The sequence below is a fragment of the Nonomuraea sp. NPDC000554 genome, from assembly GCF_040300065.1.
GTDB lineage: Bacteria > Actinomycetota > Actinomycetes > Streptosporangiales > Streptosporangiaceae > Nonomuraea.
This window is the reverse complement of the sequence record NZ_JBEPDC010000014.1, coordinates 238,347-258,058: the sequence shown is the minus strand read 5'-3', so window position 1 is coordinate 258,058 and position 19,712 is coordinate 238,347. Positions and strand designations below refer to the sequence as shown.

At 70.4% G+C, this 19,712-nt stretch carries 17 protein-coding genes and 1 pseudogene; 5 read left to right on the top strand and 13 right to left on the bottom strand.

Translation table 11 applies throughout. The features are described from left to right. Nucleotides 1-62 precede the first annotated feature (62 nt). Nucleotides 63-1,229 (top strand): acyl-CoA dehydrogenase family protein, encoded by a 1,167-nt coding sequence (locus tag ABT294_RS26630; RefSeq protein WP_350808977.1) that lies wholly within the window; start codon nucleotides 63-65, stop codon nucleotides 1,227-1,229. Nucleotides 1,230-1,366: 137 nt separating this feature from the next. On the opposite strand, the gene ABT294_RS26625 is transcribed toward ABT294_RS26630, so the two are convergent. The 6 genes and pseudogenes from ABT294_RS26625 to ABT294_RS26600 all read right to left on the bottom strand — a co-directional run bounded on the left by ABT294_RS26625 (nucleotide 1,367) and on the right by ABT294_RS26600 (nucleotide 8,637). Next, nucleotides 1,367-4,417 carry a WD40 repeat domain-containing protein gene (locus tag ABT294_RS26625; protein WP_350808976.1) on the bottom strand — a complete coding sequence of 1,017 codons (3,051 nt, stop codon included), beginning with the start codon at nucleotides 4,415-4,417 and terminating at the stop codon, nucleotides 1,367-1,369. Between the two features lie 120 nt (nucleotides 4,418-4,537). Next, nucleotides 4,538-5,161: a sigma factor-like helix-turn-helix DNA-binding protein gene (locus ABT294_RS26620; RefSeq protein ID WP_350808975.1), complete on the bottom strand. Its 624-nt coding sequence runs from the start codon at nucleotides 5,159-5,161 to the stop codon at nucleotides 4,538-4,540. Between the two features lie 89 nt (nucleotides 5,162-5,250). After that, nucleotides 5,251-5,337 (bottom strand): annotated as a pseudogene (locus ABT294_RS26615) (sigma factor); the annotation flags it as partial. Between the two features lie 314 nt (nucleotides 5,338-5,651). Next, complete coding sequence (locus ABT294_RS26610) at nucleotides 5,652-6,110, bottom strand: DUF6463 family protein (RefSeq protein WP_350808974.1); 459 nt, start codon at nucleotides 6,108-6,110, stop codon at nucleotides 5,652-5,654. Continuing rightward, a complete protein-coding gene (locus tag ABT294_RS26605) occupies nucleotides 6,107-6,709 on the bottom strand; it encodes a DUF2867 domain-containing protein (protein WP_350808973.1) in 603 nt (200 codons plus the stop codon). Before ABT294_RS26605 ends, ABT294_RS26610 begins: the two co-directional genes overlap by 4 nt. Beyond that, nucleotides 6,706-8,637, bottom strand: a complete 1,932-nt coding sequence (locus ABT294_RS26600; protein ID WP_350808972.1) for a fumarylacetoacetate hydrolase family protein — start codon at nucleotides 8,635-8,637, stop codon at nucleotides 6,706-6,708. The genes ABT294_RS26605 and ABT294_RS26600 overlap by 4 nt, the downstream gene beginning before the upstream one ends. Before the next feature lie 138 nt (nucleotides 8,638-8,775). On the opposite strand from ABT294_RS26600, the gene ABT294_RS26595 reads away from it, so the two are divergent. After that, complete coding sequence (locus ABT294_RS26595) at nucleotides 8,776-8,994, top strand: TetR family transcriptional regulator (protein WP_350809001.1); 219 nt, start codon at nucleotides 8,776-8,778, stop codon at nucleotides 8,992-8,994. Between the two features lie 28 nt (nucleotides 8,995-9,022). Here the strand turns inward: ABT294_RS26595 and ABT294_RS26590 are convergent, their stop codons facing one another. Further along, entirely contained in the window at nucleotides 9,023-10,003 is a 981-nt protein-coding gene (locus ABT294_RS26590) for an ArsR/SmtB family transcription factor (RefSeq protein ID WP_350808971.1), read from the bottom strand. 59 nt (nucleotides 10,004-10,062) lie between these two features. Here ABT294_RS26590 and ABT294_RS26585 point away from each other — a divergent pair, with 59 nt between their 5' ends. Next, complete coding sequence (locus ABT294_RS26585) at nucleotides 10,063-11,253, top strand: MFS transporter (RefSeq protein WP_350808970.1); 1,191 nt, start codon at nucleotides 10,063-10,065, stop codon at nucleotides 11,251-11,253. A 26-nt stretch (nucleotides 11,254-11,279) separates the two neighbouring features. Here ABT294_RS26585 and ABT294_RS26580 read toward each other — a convergent pair whose 3' ends face one another. After that, nucleotides 11,280-12,608, bottom strand: a complete 1,329-nt coding sequence (locus ABT294_RS26580) for an alpha/beta hydrolase (RefSeq protein ID WP_350808969.1) — start codon at nucleotides 12,606-12,608, stop codon at nucleotides 11,280-11,282. Nucleotides 12,609-12,676: 68 nt separating this feature from the next. On the opposite strand from ABT294_RS26580, the gene ABT294_RS26575 reads away from it, so the two are divergent. After that, entirely contained in the window at nucleotides 12,677-13,261 is a 585-nt protein-coding gene (locus tag ABT294_RS26575; protein ID WP_350808968.1) for a TetR-like C-terminal domain-containing protein, read from the top strand. Nucleotides 13,262-13,389: 128 nt separating this feature from the next. Here ABT294_RS26575 and ABT294_RS26570 read toward each other — a convergent pair whose 3' ends face one another. The 3 genes from ABT294_RS26570 to ABT294_RS26560 all read right to left on the bottom strand — a co-directional run bounded on the left by ABT294_RS26570 (nucleotide 13,390) and on the right by ABT294_RS26560 (nucleotide 14,968). Next, nucleotides 13,390-13,821, bottom strand: a complete 432-nt coding sequence (locus ABT294_RS26570; RefSeq protein WP_350808967.1) for a cupin domain-containing protein — start codon at nucleotides 13,819-13,821, stop codon at nucleotides 13,390-13,392. Nucleotides 13,822-13,863: 42 nt separating this feature from the next. Further along, complete coding sequence (locus tag ABT294_RS26565; RefSeq protein ID WP_350808966.1) at nucleotides 13,864-14,619, bottom strand: SDR family oxidoreductase; 756 nt, start codon at nucleotides 14,617-14,619, stop codon at nucleotides 13,864-13,866. A gap of 97 nt (nucleotides 14,620-14,716) precedes the next feature. Beyond that, a complete protein-coding gene (locus ABT294_RS26560; protein WP_350808965.1) occupies nucleotides 14,717-14,968 on the bottom strand; it encodes a hypothetical protein in 252 nt (83 codons plus the stop codon). 901 nt (nucleotides 14,969-15,869) lie between these two features. On the opposite strand from ABT294_RS26560, the gene ABT294_RS26555 reads away from it, so the two are divergent. Beyond that, complete coding sequence (locus tag ABT294_RS26555; protein ID WP_350808964.1) at nucleotides 15,870-16,358, top strand: DUF5946 family protein; 489 nt, start codon at nucleotides 15,870-15,872, stop codon at nucleotides 16,356-16,358. 66 nt (nucleotides 16,359-16,424) lie between these two features. Here the strand turns inward: ABT294_RS26555 and ABT294_RS26550 are convergent, their stop codons facing one another. After that, the gene (locus ABT294_RS26550) at nucleotides 16,425-18,686 is read right to left on the bottom strand and encodes an alpha/beta fold hydrolase (RefSeq protein WP_350808963.1); all 2,262 of its coding nucleotides are present in this window, start codon (nucleotides 18,684-18,686) and stop codon (nucleotides 16,425-16,427) included. Further along, a complete protein-coding gene (locus ABT294_RS26545) occupies nucleotides 18,683-19,666 on the bottom strand; it encodes an ABC transporter ATP-binding protein (protein ID WP_350808962.1) in 984 nt (327 codons plus the stop codon). Before ABT294_RS26545 ends, ABT294_RS26550 begins: the two co-directional genes overlap by 4 nt. Nucleotides 19,667-19,712 lie beyond the last annotated feature (46 nt).

The window sequence follows — 19,712 nt, the reverse complement described above, 5'->3', positions numbered from 1 at the left end:
GTGCCACTTACGTGATCTGACGGAGTAAGAGCGCCGACGATCACGAACAGGAGCACCTGGACATGAGCGACACGCCGCGACTGCACACCGCCGGGACCACCCTGCTGGACCGAGCCCGCGACCTGCGTCCGCTGATCGAGCGCGACGCGGCCACGGCCGAGGCGCAGGGCAGGCTCACCACCTCCGTCGTGGACGCCCTCCACGAAGCAGGACTTTTCGGCATATGGGTGCCCGCGCCACTCGGTGGCGCCGAGCTGTCCCCCAGAGAACTGATCGCCGTCTTCGAAGAGCTCTCGTACGCCGACCCCTCGACGGGCTGGGTGGTCATGGCCACCACACTGGAGAACGGTACGGCCGGCGCCTACCTGGGCGACGAGGCCGTCGAGCGGATCTTCAAGGGCCCGCGGACGCCGCTCTTCGCGGGCCAGGGCACCCGGCCGGGCACCGCCGTACGCGAAGACGGAGGTTTCCGCCTCAGCGGGCAGTGGGGCTTCGCCTCGGGCATGCCGCACGCCCAGTACGTCCACAGCCTGGGCGCCATCGAGGGCACCGACGAGACCCGGATCTTCATCACCCCGATCGAAGACGTCAAGATGCTCGGCAACTGGGACGTCCTGGGCCTGCGCGCGACAGGCAGCATCGACTACGCCATCGACGGCGTCTTCGTACCGGAGTCGCAGACGCACATCTTCACGCAGAACGAGCCGCTGCGCGGCGGCGCGATCTACCGGCTCGGCGTGCTCGGCCAGGCGCTGATCTGCCACTCCGCCTGGGCACTCGGTGTCGGCCGCCGACTGCTCGACGAGCTGATCCGCTACGCCGGGGCGCGGACCGGGCGTCCCGGCCAGATCGCCGACAGCGACGCCTTCCACGCCGACTTCGCCCGTGCCGAGGCGACGTTCCGCGCGGCGAAGGCCCTGGTGCACGAGACGTGGGACGACACGGAACGCATCCTGGACTCGGGCCGGACGCTCGACGTCCGCCAGGAGACGATGGTGCGGCTGGCGCTCAACCACGTCACGTCGACGGTCGCCGAGGTGGCCCGATTCGTCTACGCCTCGGGCGGCACCTCGGCGCTGCGCGACGGGCTGATCCAACGGCTGTTCAGGGACGTCCACGCCGGCACCGCGCACATCACCTCGGGCCCGCAGGTGCTTCGGGAGTGCGGCCGCGAACTCGCCGGCCTGGCTCCGGACCAGTCCTGGATGCTCTTCACCCTGGAGACGTGAGGGGCCGCCCGCGACCGGCGACCCCTTGATGGCTGCGCCGCCCATCGCCGTCACGCCGTCGGGAGCCACCGGCCCGAGCTGAAGAACCGGCCAGGCAGCCTACGGAGAGCGGCTGAGGCGCCTGCCGGGGCACCCGGTCACCACACGTCGACGTCCACGCCGATCGCGACGGTCCGCAGGGCGCTGAGCGCGACCCAGGTGCGCGTGTTGCTGTCCAGCCCGTAGTCACCGGGGTCGCCCGTCCCGGGCAGCAGGTCGAGCACGGCGGTGACATGGCCGCACTCCGCCGCGTTCCGTGCCACCTGCGCGGACTCGCGGCGCTTCGTCGCCTTGGGGAGTTTCGCTAGCCCGGCGTGCTGGGCGGCGAGATCGGTCAGCTGGTCGTCGGTCGGGCCGGTGGGTCTGCCGGTGGCCGCGATCCGTTCGGCCGTCGGCAGGTCGTCCCGCACCCAGGCCCGGTTGACGTCGCCCCACAGCCGGAGCAGATCCGGCTGCCCGTAGACGGTGAGCGCGCGGGCTGCCGCCCAGTCGTCGAACCAGCGCACGCCGTAGGCGTGCGGTTTGTCCGGGTCGTTCGGCTCGCTGCGCTCCCCGATCAGCTCGCGCACCAGCTCGATCTCGCCCCGCCGCAGCAGGCAGACCAGCCAGGGCACGCCGTGGTGCCGGTCCCCTGGCGTGCCCACGCCCTCGTCCAGCACGACGCGGGCCTCCTGCTCCCGGCCGCACTCGGTGAGCGCCCAGACCAGCGGCAGACGGACCTCCCAGTTCGAACGATGGGCGTCGGCGGCCTCGCGCGCGGAGGCGAACCACTGCTCGGAGCGTTCATGCTGCCCCAGGACCGCGCAGGCCCCGGCGACCGCCGCCATGTCCGCCGCGTTGCTCACGTCCGCGAGATCGCTGTCGGCGCAGGGGAAGACGGCGGCGGCTTCGGCGTCGAAACCGGCCGCGCCGAGCGCGAGCGCGATCCGCGCGAGGTGTCCGAGACGTCGCCGGTGTTCTGGCATCGCGAGGGCCAGCTCGCGGGCTTCGGCGGCCTCGCCCCGCCGGGCGCAGACCATCGCGAGCTGCTGGAGCGTGTTGACGGTCCACTCGCCCTGGACGACCGAGTCCGGACGGGTCAGGTCGACGAGCGTTCCCCGGACCACCGTGATCAGATCGGTGACGGTGGCGGTGTCGGGTGGTGGCCACGTCCCCGTCGCCTCTGCCGTGCTGCCACGTCCCCGGAAGGGTGCCAGCAGCCGCTCGGTCTCAGGTGCGGCCGCCCCCACTCCCGCGTGGGCGGGGTCGGGGAAGGTTTCCTGGTCGCCCCAGCGGAACGGCCAGGCGAAGCGGCGGGCGATGGACCAGGAGAGCCGGCCGTCGAGCTCCGCGAGCTCCGCGAGCTCGTCTTTCCGGCCGGGCTGCGCGATGACCGTGCCGTCCTCGAACGCCACCGCCCAGGTGTCCTGGTCCAGCGCGAACGTCGGGTCGAGCCGGAGCCGGTCGCCGAGGTCACGGCCGGTGAAGAAGAGCGGGCGACGGGCGGCCGGGGCGTGGTGGAAGGGGTGGTCGGCCACGATCTCGCCGGTGTCGGGGCGTAGGAAGCGCACCGCGTGCGGGCCGATGGCGATCAGCACGTCGTCGGCGGGCCATTCCAGGCCGAAGCCGTGATCCCACTGGCCGATGGTGCGCCGGATGCCGTCCAGGACGCGCAGCCGTTCGGGGCGTGCATCGAGCGACCAGATCTCGATCCGTCCCTCGGCGGTGACACAGGCGGCCCGCTCGCCGTTCGGTGACCAGACCCACGACCGGGCGTCCCAGCCGCGCGGGTTGGAGGTGGCCGCCTGAACGGTCAGGTCGTGGAGGTGCGCGCCGGTCGTCCCTTCGATGATCCCGACGGTCCCGCCCGCCGGGTCCACTACCGCCAGCCGCCCGCCCGGCCCCCAGCACACGACGTCGGCGCCCGGGTAGCCCGGAAGCTCCGCCGTCGTCTCACCCGTCAGCGCGTCGGCGATGATGAGCTTTCCGTCGCGCTGGTAGGCCAGGAGCCGTTCGTCCAGGCTCCACTCGGGCGGAGCCGCATCCTGCTCCTCTTCCAGGCCCAGAATCCAGGAGACCTGCCGTTTGTCCACGTCGAGCGAGATCGCCGCGTACTCGTCCGTCGCCTCTCCGTAGACACGGGAGCCGTCGCGCGACCAGAACGCCCGGCCGAGGATGAGCTCGGGCTCGTCACCCCTGGCTTCCCGGAGTTCGTCCGGCAAGGGTCCGCCGAACTCGATCGGCTCCGTTCCCTCCGGGCAGGCGTCCGGCGGCCCGGCGACCGAGCCCTCGTGCATCGCCACGATGACGTTGCGCAGGAAGTGCGACTCGCCTCCGTAGACGAACGCGCGCCTCCCCTCCGGGGCGAAGGCCATGCCCGGCGGCCTGCCGGAGGCGAGGAAGAACGCGTCGGCGATCGGCTCGCGGGCGGTGCCGAACGGGTCCCACACGCCGGTCGCGTTGGTGTCGTACTCCAGTGCGATTCGCGTGCCGTCCGCCGACCACTGGAGGCTGCGCATGTGGTCCGGGAAGCCGACGCCGCCCATGATGCCGTCGATCGCGTGGACGCAGCGGCCGGTGGCGACCTCGAAGACCTGCAGAACCCCGCCCCGGTCGTAGTCGTCGCCGGTATGGCTTCCGACCGCCAGGTGGCGGCCGTCCGGGCTGAGCGCGTGGCCGTTGAGCCGGCCGTGGTGCACGTCGGAGTGGCGCAGCTGCGCGCCCGCGTCGCGGAGGCGGGTGGTCGCGAGGCGATGCGCGTCGGTGACGCCGTGGACGCGTTCCAGAGCCTGGAGGGCGTCCCGCAACGGCACGGTGTCGCGCCCCGGGGAGAACGTGGACCAGTCGGCGTTCTTGAGAGTGTCGAGGGCTTCGTCGGGGCCCATCCGCTCGTCCGGGACACCGGTGAACGGCGGGGACGGCGGCGGCGTGCCGGGCTCCCGACCTGCGAGCACGTTCGCCAGCGCGTCCTCGTCGTAGATCGGAACGCCGCGCACCGCCGCCGGACCCGCCTTGGCCCCCGACTTCGCCCCGGCGAAGACCAGGTCCGTCTTCGCCGAGACCGACGCGGTCACCTTCGCGCCCAGCGCCTCCAGGCCGTGCTTGGCCTCATCCTTCGAAAGGCGGCTGAACCGCCCGGCCAGCACGATCGTGCTGCCACTGATGATCATGCCAAGCGACCGATGACCGACACTTCGCCTCTTGTTCGGTGGTCAGCTTGCCGTCACGTTCCGATGCTCGCGTTTGGTGCAAATCGTGTATGCGCAGGCCGGGCGGCCTCTCGCGGCGGGTCAGGCCGCGGCCGACACCGCGGTGATCTTGGCCGGGTTCATCATCCACAGCACCTGGTCGATGCCCTGGGCCGAGGCGTTGACCGTGAGCACCGTGAACACCGCGCCGTCGCGGTGCAGCAGAGCGGCTGCCTGCCCGTTCGCGCTCCCCCACGCCACCTCGACCCCGTCCCAGAACCGGTCCGCGAACGCCCTGACGTACTTGGCCACCCGCGACACCCCCACCACGGGGACGCGCGAGGCCCGGACGACACCGCCGCCGTCGGAGTAGCTGGTGACGTCCTGCGCGAAGAGCTCTTCCAGCGCGGCCAGGTCGCCGGAGCGGGCGGCGGCGACGAACGCCTCCAGCAGCCGCCGCTGCTCGGCCCCGCTCACCGGGGCCCGTCGCCCGGTGAGGACGTGCTTGCGAGCCCGGCTGACCAACTGGCGGACCCCCGGCTCGCTGAGCCGGAGAATGTCGGCGATCTGCCGATACGGGTAGTCGAAGGCCTCCCGCAGCACGTACGCGGCACGTTCGTTGGGCGACAGCCGCTCCAAGAGGAGCAGGACCGCGAACCCGAGAGCCTCGCCCCGCTCGGCTCCGAGGTGCGGATCCGCGCTGGTGTCCACGGGTTCGGAAGCCACGGGCCGATGTAGGTCTCGCGGCGCACGCGCGCGGACTGCGCCGCGTTGATGGCCAGCCGGGTGGTCGCCGTCGCCAGGAACGCGGCCGGGTTGACCACCGTGCCGCGGTCACTGGTCTGCCAGCGCAGCCAGACGTCCTGCACCAGGTCTTCGGCCTCGGCGGAACTGCCCAGCATCCGGTAGGCGATCCCGAACAGGCGCGGTCGCAGGTCCGCGAAGATCGCTGCGGCCTGTTCGAGATCCTCCGAGCCACCGGACGGGTTCGCCGGCCCGGTATCCGTCATGCGGAATGCCCCCTGTTCCGCCTGGTCGGCTGCCCTGTCCGGCCCGCATCTCTCAGCCGTCGAGCAGCGATGACAGGCTGGATGGCCGATGTGTGAGGACGACTTCTCGGCCAGGGCGGGTAACGGTCGCTCCCCTTCGGCGACCGCGCCGAAGTCGCGATGCCCACGATCACAAGCACCTGGCTCATGTCCTTCATCGCGAGACGCTACACCGCCAGGTCCGTCTCCCGGTCCCGGGCTGCTTGCGACCGATCGCCCTTCCGCGCCGCCAGGACGATGAGTGCCCCGGCGATGGTCCCGGCGAAGTACGGTGATGGAACCAGAAGGACGCCGCCCACCACGCACCACGCCGCGAGGCCCCAGCCGATTCCGGCGGGCACGGCCACCCCGCGTCCAGCCAGGTGCCATGTCAGGCACCCCAAGAGAATCAGCGGCACGGCGAAGCTTCCCGGACCGGCCCAGAAGGTGACCTTGTTCTGAAGGGACTCCACCGTCTGAGCGGCGCCCCCGTCCGCGAGTTCGAGCGGGACGGCCGCCCACAGCCCCCGATCCACCCAGCCGGTGACGTCGTCCCAGGCGGTGAACGCCAGTATGGACAGGTGCCCTGCTCCCAGCACGAGCATGATCCCGCTCGCCCAGCGGAGCAGCCGCTTTCTGGAGTTCATCGTGACATCCCTTCCACATGGTCGCGGTCGAGCCAGGCTCGTTCCCATTGCCGGGTCAGGGCTGGGTAGACGATGAGGTACCGGAAAGGCGCGATGGCGGCCATGTAGAGCCGCCCGAACCATCCGTTGGGCTTGACGAGGACGGTCATCCGCAGCTCGTAGTCGCTGTTCGCGCCTTGAACCCAGCCGAGATGCATCACGGTGTGCACGGTCTTGTTCGCCAGCTCGCGAGCGGCCTCCATGTCGAGCTCGTAGACCGCTTTGAGGGGCATGTTCTCGTTGTCCAGGCCGCGGGGAGCGTCACGGACGTCGCTGGGCAGGCGGTCGCGGAGCGAGGTGACCCGCGCGCCGACGCCCGCTGATGGTTCGTCCCAGCCGAGGAGCGCGCCGAGCTTCCATCGGATGTCGAACAGCAACCTCGACAGCCAGGACTGCTGCGCGAGTCCGGCGCGGGCTTGCAACGCTGCGACCATCGTCGGAAAGTCGTCAGGCCCGGCTCCGGGAGTGCGGAACGACCACACATCCTCGACCGAGAAGTCCTTCGTGACTTCATGGATGCGCCACGGGTGGGAGGTGTACGCGCTCTTCGGCAGCCTCACGAGAGCGCCCTTTCGGCCATCATGGCCATCAGCGTCATCTGGTCCAGCTGGGGTGTGGCGGCGGGGTCGAGTTCGCGGTAGCGGCGGTGGAGGTTGACCACGATCCGCTCGGCGTCCAGCCAGGTGGCGTACTCGTCGAGGTCCACCGCCGCGACCGCCTCGAAGAACGACAGGCCGCGGGCGTGGGCGGCGTCCGCCTGCTCGACCACGTGGGTGAGGTAGTCGCGCACCGCGCGGATCCCGTCGGGGTCGGTGACCGGGCCGTGGCCGGGGACGATCGTGTCGGCGCCGGTGGCGATCATCTTGTCGCAGGCGGTGATCCAGTTGGCGATCGGGCCGCTCCACACGATCGGGGTGCAGCCGACGAACAGCAGGTCGCCCGCGAAGAGCACGCCCGCGTCCGGCACGTGCACGACGGAGTCGGCGGCGGTGTGGGCGGGGCCGAGGTTCAGCACGCGCACCTCGCGGCCGCCGATGTCCAGGGTGAGCTCCCCGTCATAGGTCAGGTCGGGCAGTCGCAGGCGGATGCCGCTGAAGTCGAAGGCGGCGAAGCGTTCACGGAAGTAGGAGGTCGCCGGGCCGACGTCCATGACCTGGGCGGCGGTCAGCATCTCAGGGGGCATCTCGTGCCGCATCTCCGTGCAGGTGGCCTCCGCGGCGATGATCTGGACGTGCTCGCCCAGCAGCTGGTTGCCGTGGGTGTGGTCGCCGTTGGAGTGGGTGATGGCGGCGTGGGTGAGCGGGTGCCGATCGGTGATCGGACGCATGGCGTCGAGCATCTCGGCGGTCAGCGGCAGGTCGAACAGGGTGTCGACCAGGAGGGAGGCGCCCTCGCCAGCGACCAGTCCCGCGTTGCTCCAGCCGTACCCGCCGTCGGGCAGCAGCCAGGCCCACACGCCCGCGGCGACCTCGTGCAGGCCGCGGGTGTAGGGCAGTTTCGACGGGGCGCGGTTCACCCGCGGGCGCGGCGGCCGCCGGTCGGGGTTGTGCCGGGGCGTCAGCGGGTACGGCGCGGCGGACGCGCGGACGGTCTGGCGGGTACGGCCCAGCCCCTCGACTGTCAGCTCGACGACGTCGCCGTCCCGCAACCAGCCGGGGAAGGCGGTCGGATCGGCGAGGGACAGATGCTCGATGAGGCAGCAACCGGGAACCGTGCCCGAGCCGAACACGTCACCGGGCAGCAGGTCCACGCCGCGCGAGGCGTAGGAGATCACCTCTCCGAAGCTCCAGTCCATCGCGTCGGTACGGCCCGAGCCGATGGTCGCGCCGTTGACCTTCGCCTCGGCCCGCAGGGCGAACCTGCCGTCGCGGCGGTAGGGGTGGAGCTCGTCCGGGGTGACCAGGAACGGGCCGAGCGTGGTTGCGCCGTCCTTGCCCTTGGCCTGGCCGATCGCCAGCGGCGTCTCGCGCATCTGCAGGTCTCGGGCCGACCAGTCGTTGTAGATGGTGTAGCCGATGATGTGCGCCTCGGCCTGCTCCGGGGTGAGGTCTCGGCCGCCTGGGCCGATGACCGCGGCGATCTCCAGCTCGAAGTCGAACCAGGCGCTGCCGGGCGAGATCGCCACGTCGTCGTGCGGGCCGACGATCGTCGAGGGGCAGGCGAAGTAGAAGGCCGGGATCTGGTACCAGGCGTCCTTGAGCGTGCGCGGCTGACCGGCGGCCTGCTGGCAGTTGCGCATGTGGTCCAGGAAGCACAGGCAGTCGCGGACCGAGGGCGGGCGCGGAATCGGCGGGCGCAGCCTGGCCTCGGCCAGCGGAACCGTCGACGTCGCCGACGTCAGGGCCGCCTCCCCGGTCGCCCGGAGTTCCTCCGCGCCCCGGCCGATGAGCTCGATCAGGCTCACGCCCGGCGCGACAGGGTGGATCCGGTCCTCGCTGATCACTCCGACGCGGTCTCCGGTGTCCGTCGCGTAAGTCGCCCAACGCATAGAGAACCTCCTTGGTTCTATGTTGACTGACATAGGCTATACCGACCAGCATTTGCTCTGCCTTCTGGCATGCGTGGTTCGATGTTCCGCGTGGCCACGTGACGTATCGAGAGGGCTCAGCAGAGCCGCCGGCTGTTGGTGACGGCCGCCGCCGAGCTCTTCGTCGAGAAGGGTTACCGGCAGACGAGCTTCATCGACATCGCCGACAAGGCGCTCGCCACTGGCCAGGGCGCGACCCCGGAGGCGTTCACGGTCCTGCTGGTGGGGGCCGTCATCGGCGTTCACGCCCAGTGGCGGGTCGCTCCCGAGGCGGTGGACCTCGAGGCAGTCCACGCCACGATCCGCGGACAGACCTGATGCCGTGTCGCCTTGCTGGCTTACGGCACTATGTTCCGGTCTGCTGCGCCTCCATGAGAACCTCCCCGGCGTCCGTCCGGTAGTAGAACACGGCTCGCCCGGCGCGACGTCGCCGGATCAGGCCGGCGTCGAGCATGATCTTCAGGTGTCGGCCCACCGATCCCAGGCCCTGCCCGGTCAAGGCCACCAGTTGTGTCGTGGTCTTCGGGGTTTCGAGGAGGACGAGGACACCCGCTCGGGCCGGCCCGAGCAACTTGCCCAGGCTCTCGGGCACCGACGCCCGGCCCGCCTCGGCCAGGATGCCCGAGCAGGGGTACACCACCGCGTGCCGGTGCGAGAGATCCCAGGAGAGCCAGCTTTGGCGTGGCGTCACGGGGACGAACATCAGCTGTGCGCCGGACAGTTCTCGCGGGGCGTGGTCATGCATGGTGATCTGCAGTCGGCTCCCCCCGAGCCAGCGCATTCCGGGGCGCATGTCATCAAGAGCCGCCGCCCAGCCGCCGCGGCTCAGCTTCGCCGTACGCGTGATGATGTCGGCCTTGATGATTTCACGACGCCCCGGCCAGTACGGGAGCACCGCTTCTCCCCACACCCATTGCAGGAGGTCGGCGGTGCGTTCGGGCAGGTCTGAACGGTGCAACCGCGTGGGGAGCGGGCCGCCAAGGGACTCGGTGAGGTCGGCGCGGGCGGTCTCGGGTGGTGTCTGCCGGATACGCGCCAACTCCTGTTCGAAGGCGGGTTCGCCGTCGCCGGTGGAGGTGGGGGTGGGGGTGAGAAAGGTCGCGTTCCAGGTGCGGCCCAGGGCGGCCCGGATGAGCAGCGCGGTGATCGGGTCGCCGGACAGCCGCTTGCGGTAGGCGGGCAGGTGGGCGTCGAGCCACGCGCGCTCGCCCGGATGCGCCGCCGTCGCTCGTTCCAGGGTCTTGAGGCTGGCGGTGGCCTCGGCCAGCGGAGAGACGACGAACCGGACCCCCGCGAGTGTGTCCGCGTTGACCTGCCACCAGCCCATCGTTTCGCCTCCCGGCGAAACGGTACCGGTCCGACAAAATGATCATTGAGACTCCCTCCATGCGCACCTACCGCGGGCTCTTTCGCGCGCCGGAGTTCACACCGCTCTTTCTGAGCTCCGCCGGGCAGACGGCGGCTCAAACGGTCAGCGGGCTGGCTCTGGGCACGCTGGTCTACACGGCCACCGGCTCGCCCCTGCTCTCCTCCCTGGCCATGTTCGGGCCCGCTCTCGCCCAGGTGATCGGCGCGACCACGCTGTTGTCGGCCGCCGACCGGCTGCCACCGCGCGTCGCACTGACCGGCCTGACAGCGGTCTCCGGCCTCGGCACCGCCGCCCAGGCCGTCCCCGGCCTGCCCGGCTGGGCGATCTTCGGCATCGTCCTGGTCCTCGGAACGCTCGCCGCGCTAGGTGGCGGGGTGCGCTACGGCTTGCTCAACGAGATCCTCGAGCGCGACGGGTACCTGCTCGGTCGCTCCGTCCTCAACGTCTCGGCCGGCATCGTGCAGATCTGCGGGTTCGCGGGCGGTGGCGTGCTCGTCACCGCCCTGTCGCCGCGCGGCGCGCTGCTCGCAGGCGCCGTGTTGTACCTGGTCTCCGCGGCCAGTGCCCGGTTCGGTCTCAGTCACCGCCCGCCCCGCGCGACGGGGCGGCCGTCCGCGATCGCCACCTGGCGCGACAACGCCCGGCTCTGGTCCTCCAAGCCGCGCCGCCACGTCTACCTGGCTCTCTGGGTTCCCAACGGGCTGATCGTCGGCTGCGAATCCCTCTTCATCCCCTACGCCCCTCGGTATGCCGGCCTCCTGTTCGCCTGCGGCGCGGTCGGCATGCTGATCGGGGACGTCTGGGCGGGCCGGTTCGTCTCTCGACGCCGGCGGGGGCGGCTCGGAGTTCCGCTGTGCCTGCTGCTGGCCCTCCCCTACCTGATCTTCGCGCTGGACCCGCCGCTGCCGCTCGCCCTGGCCGCCGTCACGGTCGCCGCCGTCGGCTACGCGGCCGGCCTCCTGCTGCAGGAGCGGCTGATGGAGCTGACGCCGGACGAGCTGAGCGGACACGCCCTCGGCCTGCATTCGTCCGGGATGATCACCATGCAGGGCGTGAGCTCCGCCCTCGCGGGTGCCCTCGCCCAGTACACCACGGCCTCGACGGCGATGGCCGTGATGGCGGCGGCCTCCGTCGCGGTCACCCTGATCCTGGCTCCCGGCCTGCGCCCCGGCCACCGCGGTGCCCGGACCACACCGTCCCGGGTGTGACCCTCCTGGTGCATCTACGTCAGCCGCTATTTGTGCTCACGAAGGAATGTGGGGATGTCGGCGCGGGCCGGGTAGTTCCGCAGGGGTGCCGGTTTGTCCTGAAGGAATGCGGTGATGACGGCGGAGGCTCGTTCGCTGTTGTCGTCGAGGCCGTTCCACATGCGATGTCCGACACCGGGCATGTACTGCGTCCGCTGGATGGCGGGGTCGTTGGCAAGGATGTCGGTCGCCCATTGACGGACCTGCGATGAGCACTCGGCGATCATCAGCATCGCGGGGGTGCGGGAGCGCCTCAGCTGTGGGGCGATGGAGGGTGAGTCCTTGATCGTCTGCATGATGCGGAGGCTCGCGGCCTCGCTGAAGGAGAAGTTCTCCGCCGTGTCCTCGGTGGGGATGCGGTGCGCGTCCCGCGCGCAGTAGACGGATGCGGTGTCGCTGCCGAGGTCGGCGGCCTTGAAGGCGTTGACGCCTTCGGCCTGCGTGATCAGGCCGGTGTCGGGCGTGAGGAGCCCGAGTTGGATGAGGCCGAGCGCGACGGCGTACCGGGGGACGCGGGTCGCCCGCGGTCCGGTCGGGGCCGGTACGAGGCCGCGCGCGGACGGTCGTCCCTGCTGTCCGCTGGTCAGCGCGGTGGGGCCGTCCATGGGGCCGGGCTCGGCGATGATCGCCCGGTGCACGTGGACGGCGACGTCCGGGGTGGCCAGGGCCCGGGTGAGCACGACCGCGCCCGCGGAGAATCCGAGGACGTCGACCGAGCCCTTGTCCAGGCGATCGATGAAGGCGGCGAGGTCGCGTACGGACCGGGAGATCGTGTACTGCTCCATGGGCAGCAGGTCGCTGCGTCCGCCGCCGGGCTGCTCGTAGGCGTACACGTCGTAGCCCTGTCCGGCCAGGAGCCGCAGGAATCGGTGGTCGAGCACGGAGATGGAGCGGACGGGTCCGCCGTGGAGGTACACGAGCGGTTTGGGGTGCCGGGTGCCGTCGGAGGCGGGCGGGTAGTGGTACACCGCGACCCGGCTTCCTGTGGCCAGACTCCAATGCTGCGTCGCGACGAATGGCAGGTCGGGCGGATACTGCCGGGTCGTGGGGGCGGTGGGGACGCACACCGACGCCGTGAGCGCAGCGGCGATGATCACCGGCGCGAAGGGCCACAGGCGGCCCGGCCAGGTGCGGCCACGGCCTCGCCACAGTGCGGCGATGACTCCGGTGCCGAGGGTGGTCAGCCAGGCGGCGATCCCCGAGCGGACGCCGTCCGTCAGAACGATGAGGGCGAGGAACAACCCGGCCAGCCCCACGACGGCGAGCAAGGCGAGGATCAGGCGGCCGATGAGGCGAAGGGAAGCGGTGAGAGGCATCGAGAGTTTCCAAACGCTGTTTTAAAACGACGTTCGGAAACGCTACCAGCTCGGCTAGGCTGGTCGACGTGGGAAGGCCGAGAACCAACGACGACACCGTGAAGGACCGCCTCATCGAGTCCGCGACCGAGATGTTCGCGACCCGTCCACGGGAGTCGATCACCGTCCGCGCCCTGGCCGCCGCCGCCGGGACCGCGACCGCCGCGGTCTACTCGCTGTTCGACGGCAAGGACGGGCTGATCGACGAAGTACGCAACAGAGCAGTCGCCGGGCTGTCCCAGGACCTGTCGGCGGTGCCGACCTCCCCCGACCCCCTCGCCGACCTCTACGCGCTCGCCGTCGCGTACCGGCGATGGGGACGCGAGCACCGCCACCTCTACACGGTGCTGTTCGGTGGCGTGCAGTCCTTCGACCCGTCGGGCAAGGTGGGTACCGACGACCCCGTCCGACCACTTATGGACGCGATACATCGCGCCTTGTCGACGTCCCTGCTCGCCGGCGACGCGACGTCCATCGCCCTCTCGCTCTGGGTGACCCTGCACGGACTCGTGACCCTCGAACTGGCCGGGGCGCTCGACGCCGCCACGGCCGAGACCACATTCCGATCGACAATCCTCGCTACGCTGCGCGGCTGGACGACCCAACCGACCTGACCTCCGGCACGAGTCCTGATCATGCGCCACGACCTGGGAGGACGTTCCTGGAGACGGCTTGGGCGAGTCGATCCCACCGGATCACCTCCTCCCCCGGGGCGGGAGGCGTCTCCCGCCGATCGGGGTGCTCATGGACGTCCTCCCGGTCGAGGGGCGCGGCGGTCCGCGCGCTGGGCGAGTTCCTCGTCGTCCACCAGGGTGAGCATCGGCTTGCCGGGTTCGCACAGCATCGTGACGGTGAAGCGGAGCGGGATGTCGTCGCGGTTGTTGCCGTCCTGGTAGTGGATGACGTCGCCACCCGGCTCCCAGAACGCCTCGCCCGCGCGTACGACCCGCTCCGGCTCGCCTTCGAGCTCCAGCAGCATCTCGCCCTCCAGTACGTACCCGAAGGCCGGGCCGGAGTGGCGGTGCGGCGGCGTGCCGGGATCGCCGGGCGGGAACTCGATGACCACGGTCATCGCGTGCGCTCCGGCAGGGATGAAGGGCGGTGCGGCCTCCTGCACCACGGTGAGCGCCGTCTGCCACGCGGTCGATCGGAGCCCCGGATTGCTGCCAGACATGACGTACCTCCTCGAACGAGAGCGGGACGGGGCGCTGGTGCGCTATTTGCCAGGCGTGGCCCGGCCGGGCCAGTCGGCGTACCTGATCTGGCCCAGAACCGCGCCATCACCTGGCACCAGGGTCCGCTTGCCCAGTTCGGCCCCGAAGTAACGCGCGTGCGGATCGGTGACCACCTCACGCGGATCACCCCAAGCAGCCAGGGCGTCGCGGAAGAACTCGTCCATGCGGAACTGCTCTGGCCCGCCGACCTCCACCATGCCGTTCACCGGCGACCCCACCGCGATCCTGCCGACCGCCTGGGCGACATCCTCGCCCGCGATGGGCTGGAAGAGGACGGGCGCCATCCGGACCGTCCCGCCCTCCGTGGCGTCGTCGGCGATTCCGCGGACGAACTCGAAGAACTGCGTCGCGTGGACGATCGAGAACGGGATCGACGAGCCCTTGATCAGACTCTCCTGCGCGATCTTCGCCCGGAAGTAGCCGTTGTCGGGCAGCCGCTCGGTCCCTACGACGGACAGCGCGACGTGATGCCCGACGCCCGCCGCCGCCTCGGCGACCAGCAGATTGCGCGTGGAGGTCTCGAAGAACTCCAGCACCGCAGCGTCCTCGAACGACGGGGCGTTCGACACGTCGATCACCACGGACGCGCCGACCAGGACGTCGGCGAGCCCTTCGCCGGTGAGGGTGTTGACGCCGGTGCTCGGCGCCGCTGCCACCGCCTCGTGGCCGTGCTCGCGCAGCTGCGTCACGAGCTTGGATCCGATGAGGCCAGTGCCGCCGATAACCACAATCTTCATGACATGCCTTCCTGTACGCCGGGCATCGCTTGCCGCCCGGTCGCCAGCTAAGACAGGACAGCCCCGCGGCCTGTGACAGCCCCAGCGAAATTCCCCGTCACGGGACGCCCGACACCGAAGACGTCGCCCATCGGCACACCATGCGGAAGATGAGGCGAGTCCGTTGACCAGGCTTGATGCAGACCAGCCCGGCCAGGGAGATGCGTCCGGTGCCCTTGCCGGCGACGGTGACGGTCGGTGTGTGGCCCGGCCGGGACCAGGTGCGAGCCTTGGGAGGCTTCAGTGACTGGCCGGCTTCGTCCATGAAGCAGATCCACGCGTCCTGGTCCCGCGCCGTCATTCCACGCATGGGTCAGGTCTCCTTCACCCGGGCGGCGGCTTCCTCGTCACGCCCTGCGGACCGGTGCCGGGGCATCGGGGGGCTCCAGCACCGATCGATGCAGCAGATACCAGACGGCCCGCGGTGCGTAGGAGACTCGAAACCCCGGTCCAGGGTCCACCGCTGGTCCTCGATTCAGCCGTGCGCGGCGGGACCACGGTCGAGCGCCACCCCGAAGTCGCGCAACCACGCCGAGTAACCGCAACTTTTCATTCTCTTGTACCGTCCGCTGCCGCGCCATGGCTGAGGCCCAAGTTTCGTCACAGCCGAAGCGGATGGAGCGGCTGGTCACCGTCGCACTCGATTCATCTCGAGGCGAGACTTGCGTTAACCCTCCTTCGGGCATTGCCTATCCTCTGCCCTCTCCTCGATGCCGCCGTCAGCGAGTATCTCGAAGCTCCTTTCGAGATGCTCGCTATGGGCGCCATGTTCGTGAGGCCGGACGGCACGCATGATGGGGTTGCCGTCTTCGTCCAGAAGGGGCTGACCATCCGCGCCCATCACAGGAGCTTGGTCAGAGCCGGGGGTAAAACCCCCTGGCTTCGAGTGTTCAGATGGCCTACGCTTCTCCGGCATAACCCCTCCTTGGAGGCGCGGAAAGTTACCTTCCGTTCACAAATGGGCCAGGAGTGCATCGACGTTTATATCTCCCTTCCTCTGATGTTACCAACCGCAAAAGTTACCTATAAAGATAAAGCCCCCAGCTAGGCCGGGAGGAAGTCCGCAACCCAGCATGGAATGGAGATGCTCATAGCGTTAGCGGATGAGAGCTCAAAGATCGCTAAAGTACGACCAGGCCGGTGTAGCCCATAGAACAGGAGACTGCGCTGAATGTCGACAAGGCCGTTGCCGTCCACCTATGTTGCGGGCCATGGCAGATAGCCCCACACCGGGTCAGTGCGACTGCGGTGCAATTGCTGGCCCGCTGGGTCTGTGCGTCGACTACTACCACGGAATCCTGGCTGCAGAGCAGGCTGATCCTCAGATGTACAGGTGGCACGCGCCTGTGGTCTGCGCGTATCTCCTGCAGCATCCTTCCAGAGCCCATGAGAAGTACCTTGACAGCCAGTTTCGCCAGCTGCAGCTCTACGTGGACAAAGGCCTTGACGCCCTGCTTCGCGTGGCGGCTCATCAGGTGGCGCGGAACAAGCACAGGGCACAGTCGAGCTACGACATGGCACCATTGGCGGCGTACGCGCCGCTGCCGCAGGGCGGATCTCCCGGGCACTTCCGCGCTACGTTCTGCGGGTTGCCATTCAAGGATGGCAGCTTCGTCTCTGATGGGCATCCGGCATACGGACGCCGCATCGAAATCATCGCCGAAGCGACAGTGGAATCCTGGAGATCCGTCCAGAGCTGATGCACGACCCCGACCGCGACTACCAACCCAAGCGGCACCGGCGAGACGGGCCGCGATGGCCGGTCCTCACCGTGTTGCCTGGCAGGTGGTGCCCGGCGGAGGGAGCCTCAGGCTCGTCAGGTAGCGGTTGACGTGGGCGGTGGCACAGCCGCTGTTGCCGTAGATGTAGAGCATGTGGCCGTGGCCCTCGTATCGGACGCTCGACGAGCCCGGCACGTGGCGGATGATGTCGGCGACCACGTCATGGTCCGTCCAGCTCCCGACACCCAGGAACGGCGGCAGCCCTTGGGCGGGCAGCGGCGCAGGCGGGTTGGTGACAGGGGCCGGCCAGCCGACGCAGGCGAGCGGCCACCATGACTGCTGCCCCGCGAAGTCAGGCGACAGCTCTTCCGCCCTCCGCAGCGCCTTCCGATAGGCCGCGTAGCTCCTGTACTCCTTGCCGTCCTGGCAGCGGGTCATGGCCTGCCCGGCGAACGAGGGGACCTTGGGACTGCCCGAGGCCTGCCTGACGTAGTCGGCGAACCCGGAGGCGTCGCCGGCGGCGGCTTTCTTGATCGCGTCGGCCAGTTGGACCCAGCGCGGGACGTCGGGCTCCTGGCCGGGCGACACGAAGTTGGGAGCGGCGGCGACCTTCAGGTCGAACCCGGTGTAGCCGGCCCCGGCCGGATCGTTCTGCACCGGCACCGGTGACCGGTCCGCGGCGGTCACCAGTCGGCGCCATACCGCGCCGGCGTCCTGGCCATGCAGGGCGCAGGCCGTGGCGGACCGGCACCAGGCGGCGAACCGCTCCATCTGCCGCTCCATCCTCGCGTACATGCGGGGCTCGCCGGCGGCGGTCTCCTCGACATGGCCGACGGTGCCGTCCATGACCATGGCGCGGATGTGGGTGGGGAACAGGCGGGCGTAGGCTGTGGCGGGCGTTCCGCCGTAGGAGTTGGCGAGGAAGCTCAGCTGTTCCTCGCCAAGGGCGGCGCGGACGACCTCGATGTCCCGGGCGACGGAGGCCGAGTCCATGTGGTCGAAGAACTCCGGGTCGGCGGCGCGGCACCGCTGCGCGTGTTCACGGTTCGCCCGTCCGAGCGCGGCGTATTCAGCGCGGCCGGCCGGCAGGGTGATCCACGGGCCGGTGGCGAGGCACTCGTAGGGCAGCACGCCGCCGGGCTTGACGGTGTTGCGCGGGTCGAAGCTGATCACGTCGAAGCGGTTACGCAGCTGCGCGAATTTCCCGTGGAACTGCTTCAAGTCGTCGACGCCCGACGCGCCGGGGCCGCCGGGGATGGAGAAGACCGTGCCGATCCGGCGTTCCGAGCCAGAGGCGGGGAGCAGGCCGATGGGGATGGTGATCTTCCGTCCTCCGGGCTGCTTCCAGTCGAGGGGCACCTGGACGGAGGCGCACCGCATGTCCTTCGGTGCGTCCATGTCGGCGCACGGCCGCCAGGTCAGGGAGGACGGGCCAGTGCCCGCCGAGCCGCCGGCGGTGGGCACCGCCACCAGGCCCGCCAGGAGCGTCGCAGCGGCGCCGACGACCACGGTCTTGACCTTGCGTCCCTTCAGCGCGGTCACCGCCGCGCCCGCCGTCAGCGCGGCGGCGACGTAGGCGACGAGCAGCGCGGCCGCCGCCGGCGGAGCCAGCAGGCCGCCGCCCACCCCGGCCATCTGCGCCGGCAGGTTCTCGATCATGTACGAGCCGACCTGCGACCGCAGCGGCGCCGGCAGCGCCCGGGCGGCGACCGGAAGCACCAGGAAGAGCATGACCAAGGCGACGAGGCTGCCGGGAGTGGAGCGGATCGCCGCGCCCACGCCGAGCCCGATCAGCGCCACCGCCGCCATGGACAGCCCGGCGACGACCACCGAGGCGAGCACGCCCGAATCGGAGAGCGGGGTGCCCAGGGTGCTCCCGTCGAGCAGGATCTGCCCGGCGCGCTCGCCGAGGACGGCCTGGGCGGCCAGGTGCATTCCGAACGCGATGACCTGCCCGGCGACCAGGGCGACGACGGCCAGGCCCGGGACCTTGGCGAACAGGAACATGTGCCGCTGCGGCACCGCCGTCAGGCTCGTGCGGATCATGCCGGTGGCGTGCTCGGAGGTGATCGTGAGTGCGCCCAGCGTGCCGAACACGAAGTAGGCGACCGGCAGCCCGGTGCCCAGCCCGTTCCCGTTGCTGGTGAAGCGCAGCCGCTCCTCCGCCGTCTGGACGTCGAACCCTCGGCCCATCAGGTACGCCACACCGGCGCAGGCCACCACGGCGAGGAGGGAGACGGCCAGCAGGTAGGCGTTTGAGCGGAGTGAGCGGAGCTTGTGCCATTCGGAGGCGATCACGTCCATCATCGGGCCGCCTCCGTGGCGGTGACGAGGCGGGTGCCGTACTCCAGGCTGTCCTCGGTGAGCTCCATGAACGCCTCCTCCAGCGAGGCACTACGCGGCGTCAGCTCCCGCAACGCGATCCCCGCCCGCAGCGCCAGCTCCCCGATCCCGGCCGCGTCCATTCCACGCACGGACAACCCGCCGATCCCGGCCGGTACGGACGAGTTGCCCGTCCCGGTCGCGGCGGACGGTGGCGGGTCCGCGTCCTCGGTGGTCACGGTCGCGCCGTGTGCGCGCAGGATCTCCGTCAGCCGTTCCGGGCGGGCAGCGCGTACCAGCACGTCGCGCTGGAAGCGGGCGGCGAGCGCGTCCGTCGTGGTGTCGGCGATCAGTCGGCCGCGTCCGATGACGACGACATGGTCGGCGGTGAGCGCCAGCTCGTTCATCAGATGGCTGGACAGCAGGACGGTGCGGCCCTCGGCCGCGAGCGATCGCAGCAGGCAGCGGATCCAGCGGATGCCTTCGGGGTCCAGCCCGTTCAGCGGCTCGTCGAACATCAGCACCGCCGGGTCGCCGAGCAGCGCCGCCGCGATGCCCAGCCGCTGCTTCATGCCCAGGGAGAACCCGCCGATCCGCCGCTCCGAGACGTCCGCCAGGCCGACCTGGTCGAGCACCGTGGCCACCCGCCGGGGGCCGATGCCGTTGCTGCGCGCCAGGCAGCCGAGATGGGCGCGGGCGGTGCGGCCGCCGTGCACCGCCCCGGCGTCCAGCAGCGCCCCCATCGTGCGCATGGGCCTGCGCAGCGACGCGTACGCACGCCCGTCCACGAGCGCCTCGCCCGCGGCGGGGATCTCCAGGCCGAGCACAGCTCGCATGGTCGTGGACTTCCCTGCGCCGTTCGGACCCAGGAATCCGGTCACCAGTCCCGGTTGCACGGTGAACGTCAGGTCGTTCACGGCGAGCGTGCGGCCGTACCGCATGCTCAGTCCCCTCACTTCGATCACGTCTTTCCCTCATTCGCTCGGCCAGGCTCGATCGGCTCGGTGCGAT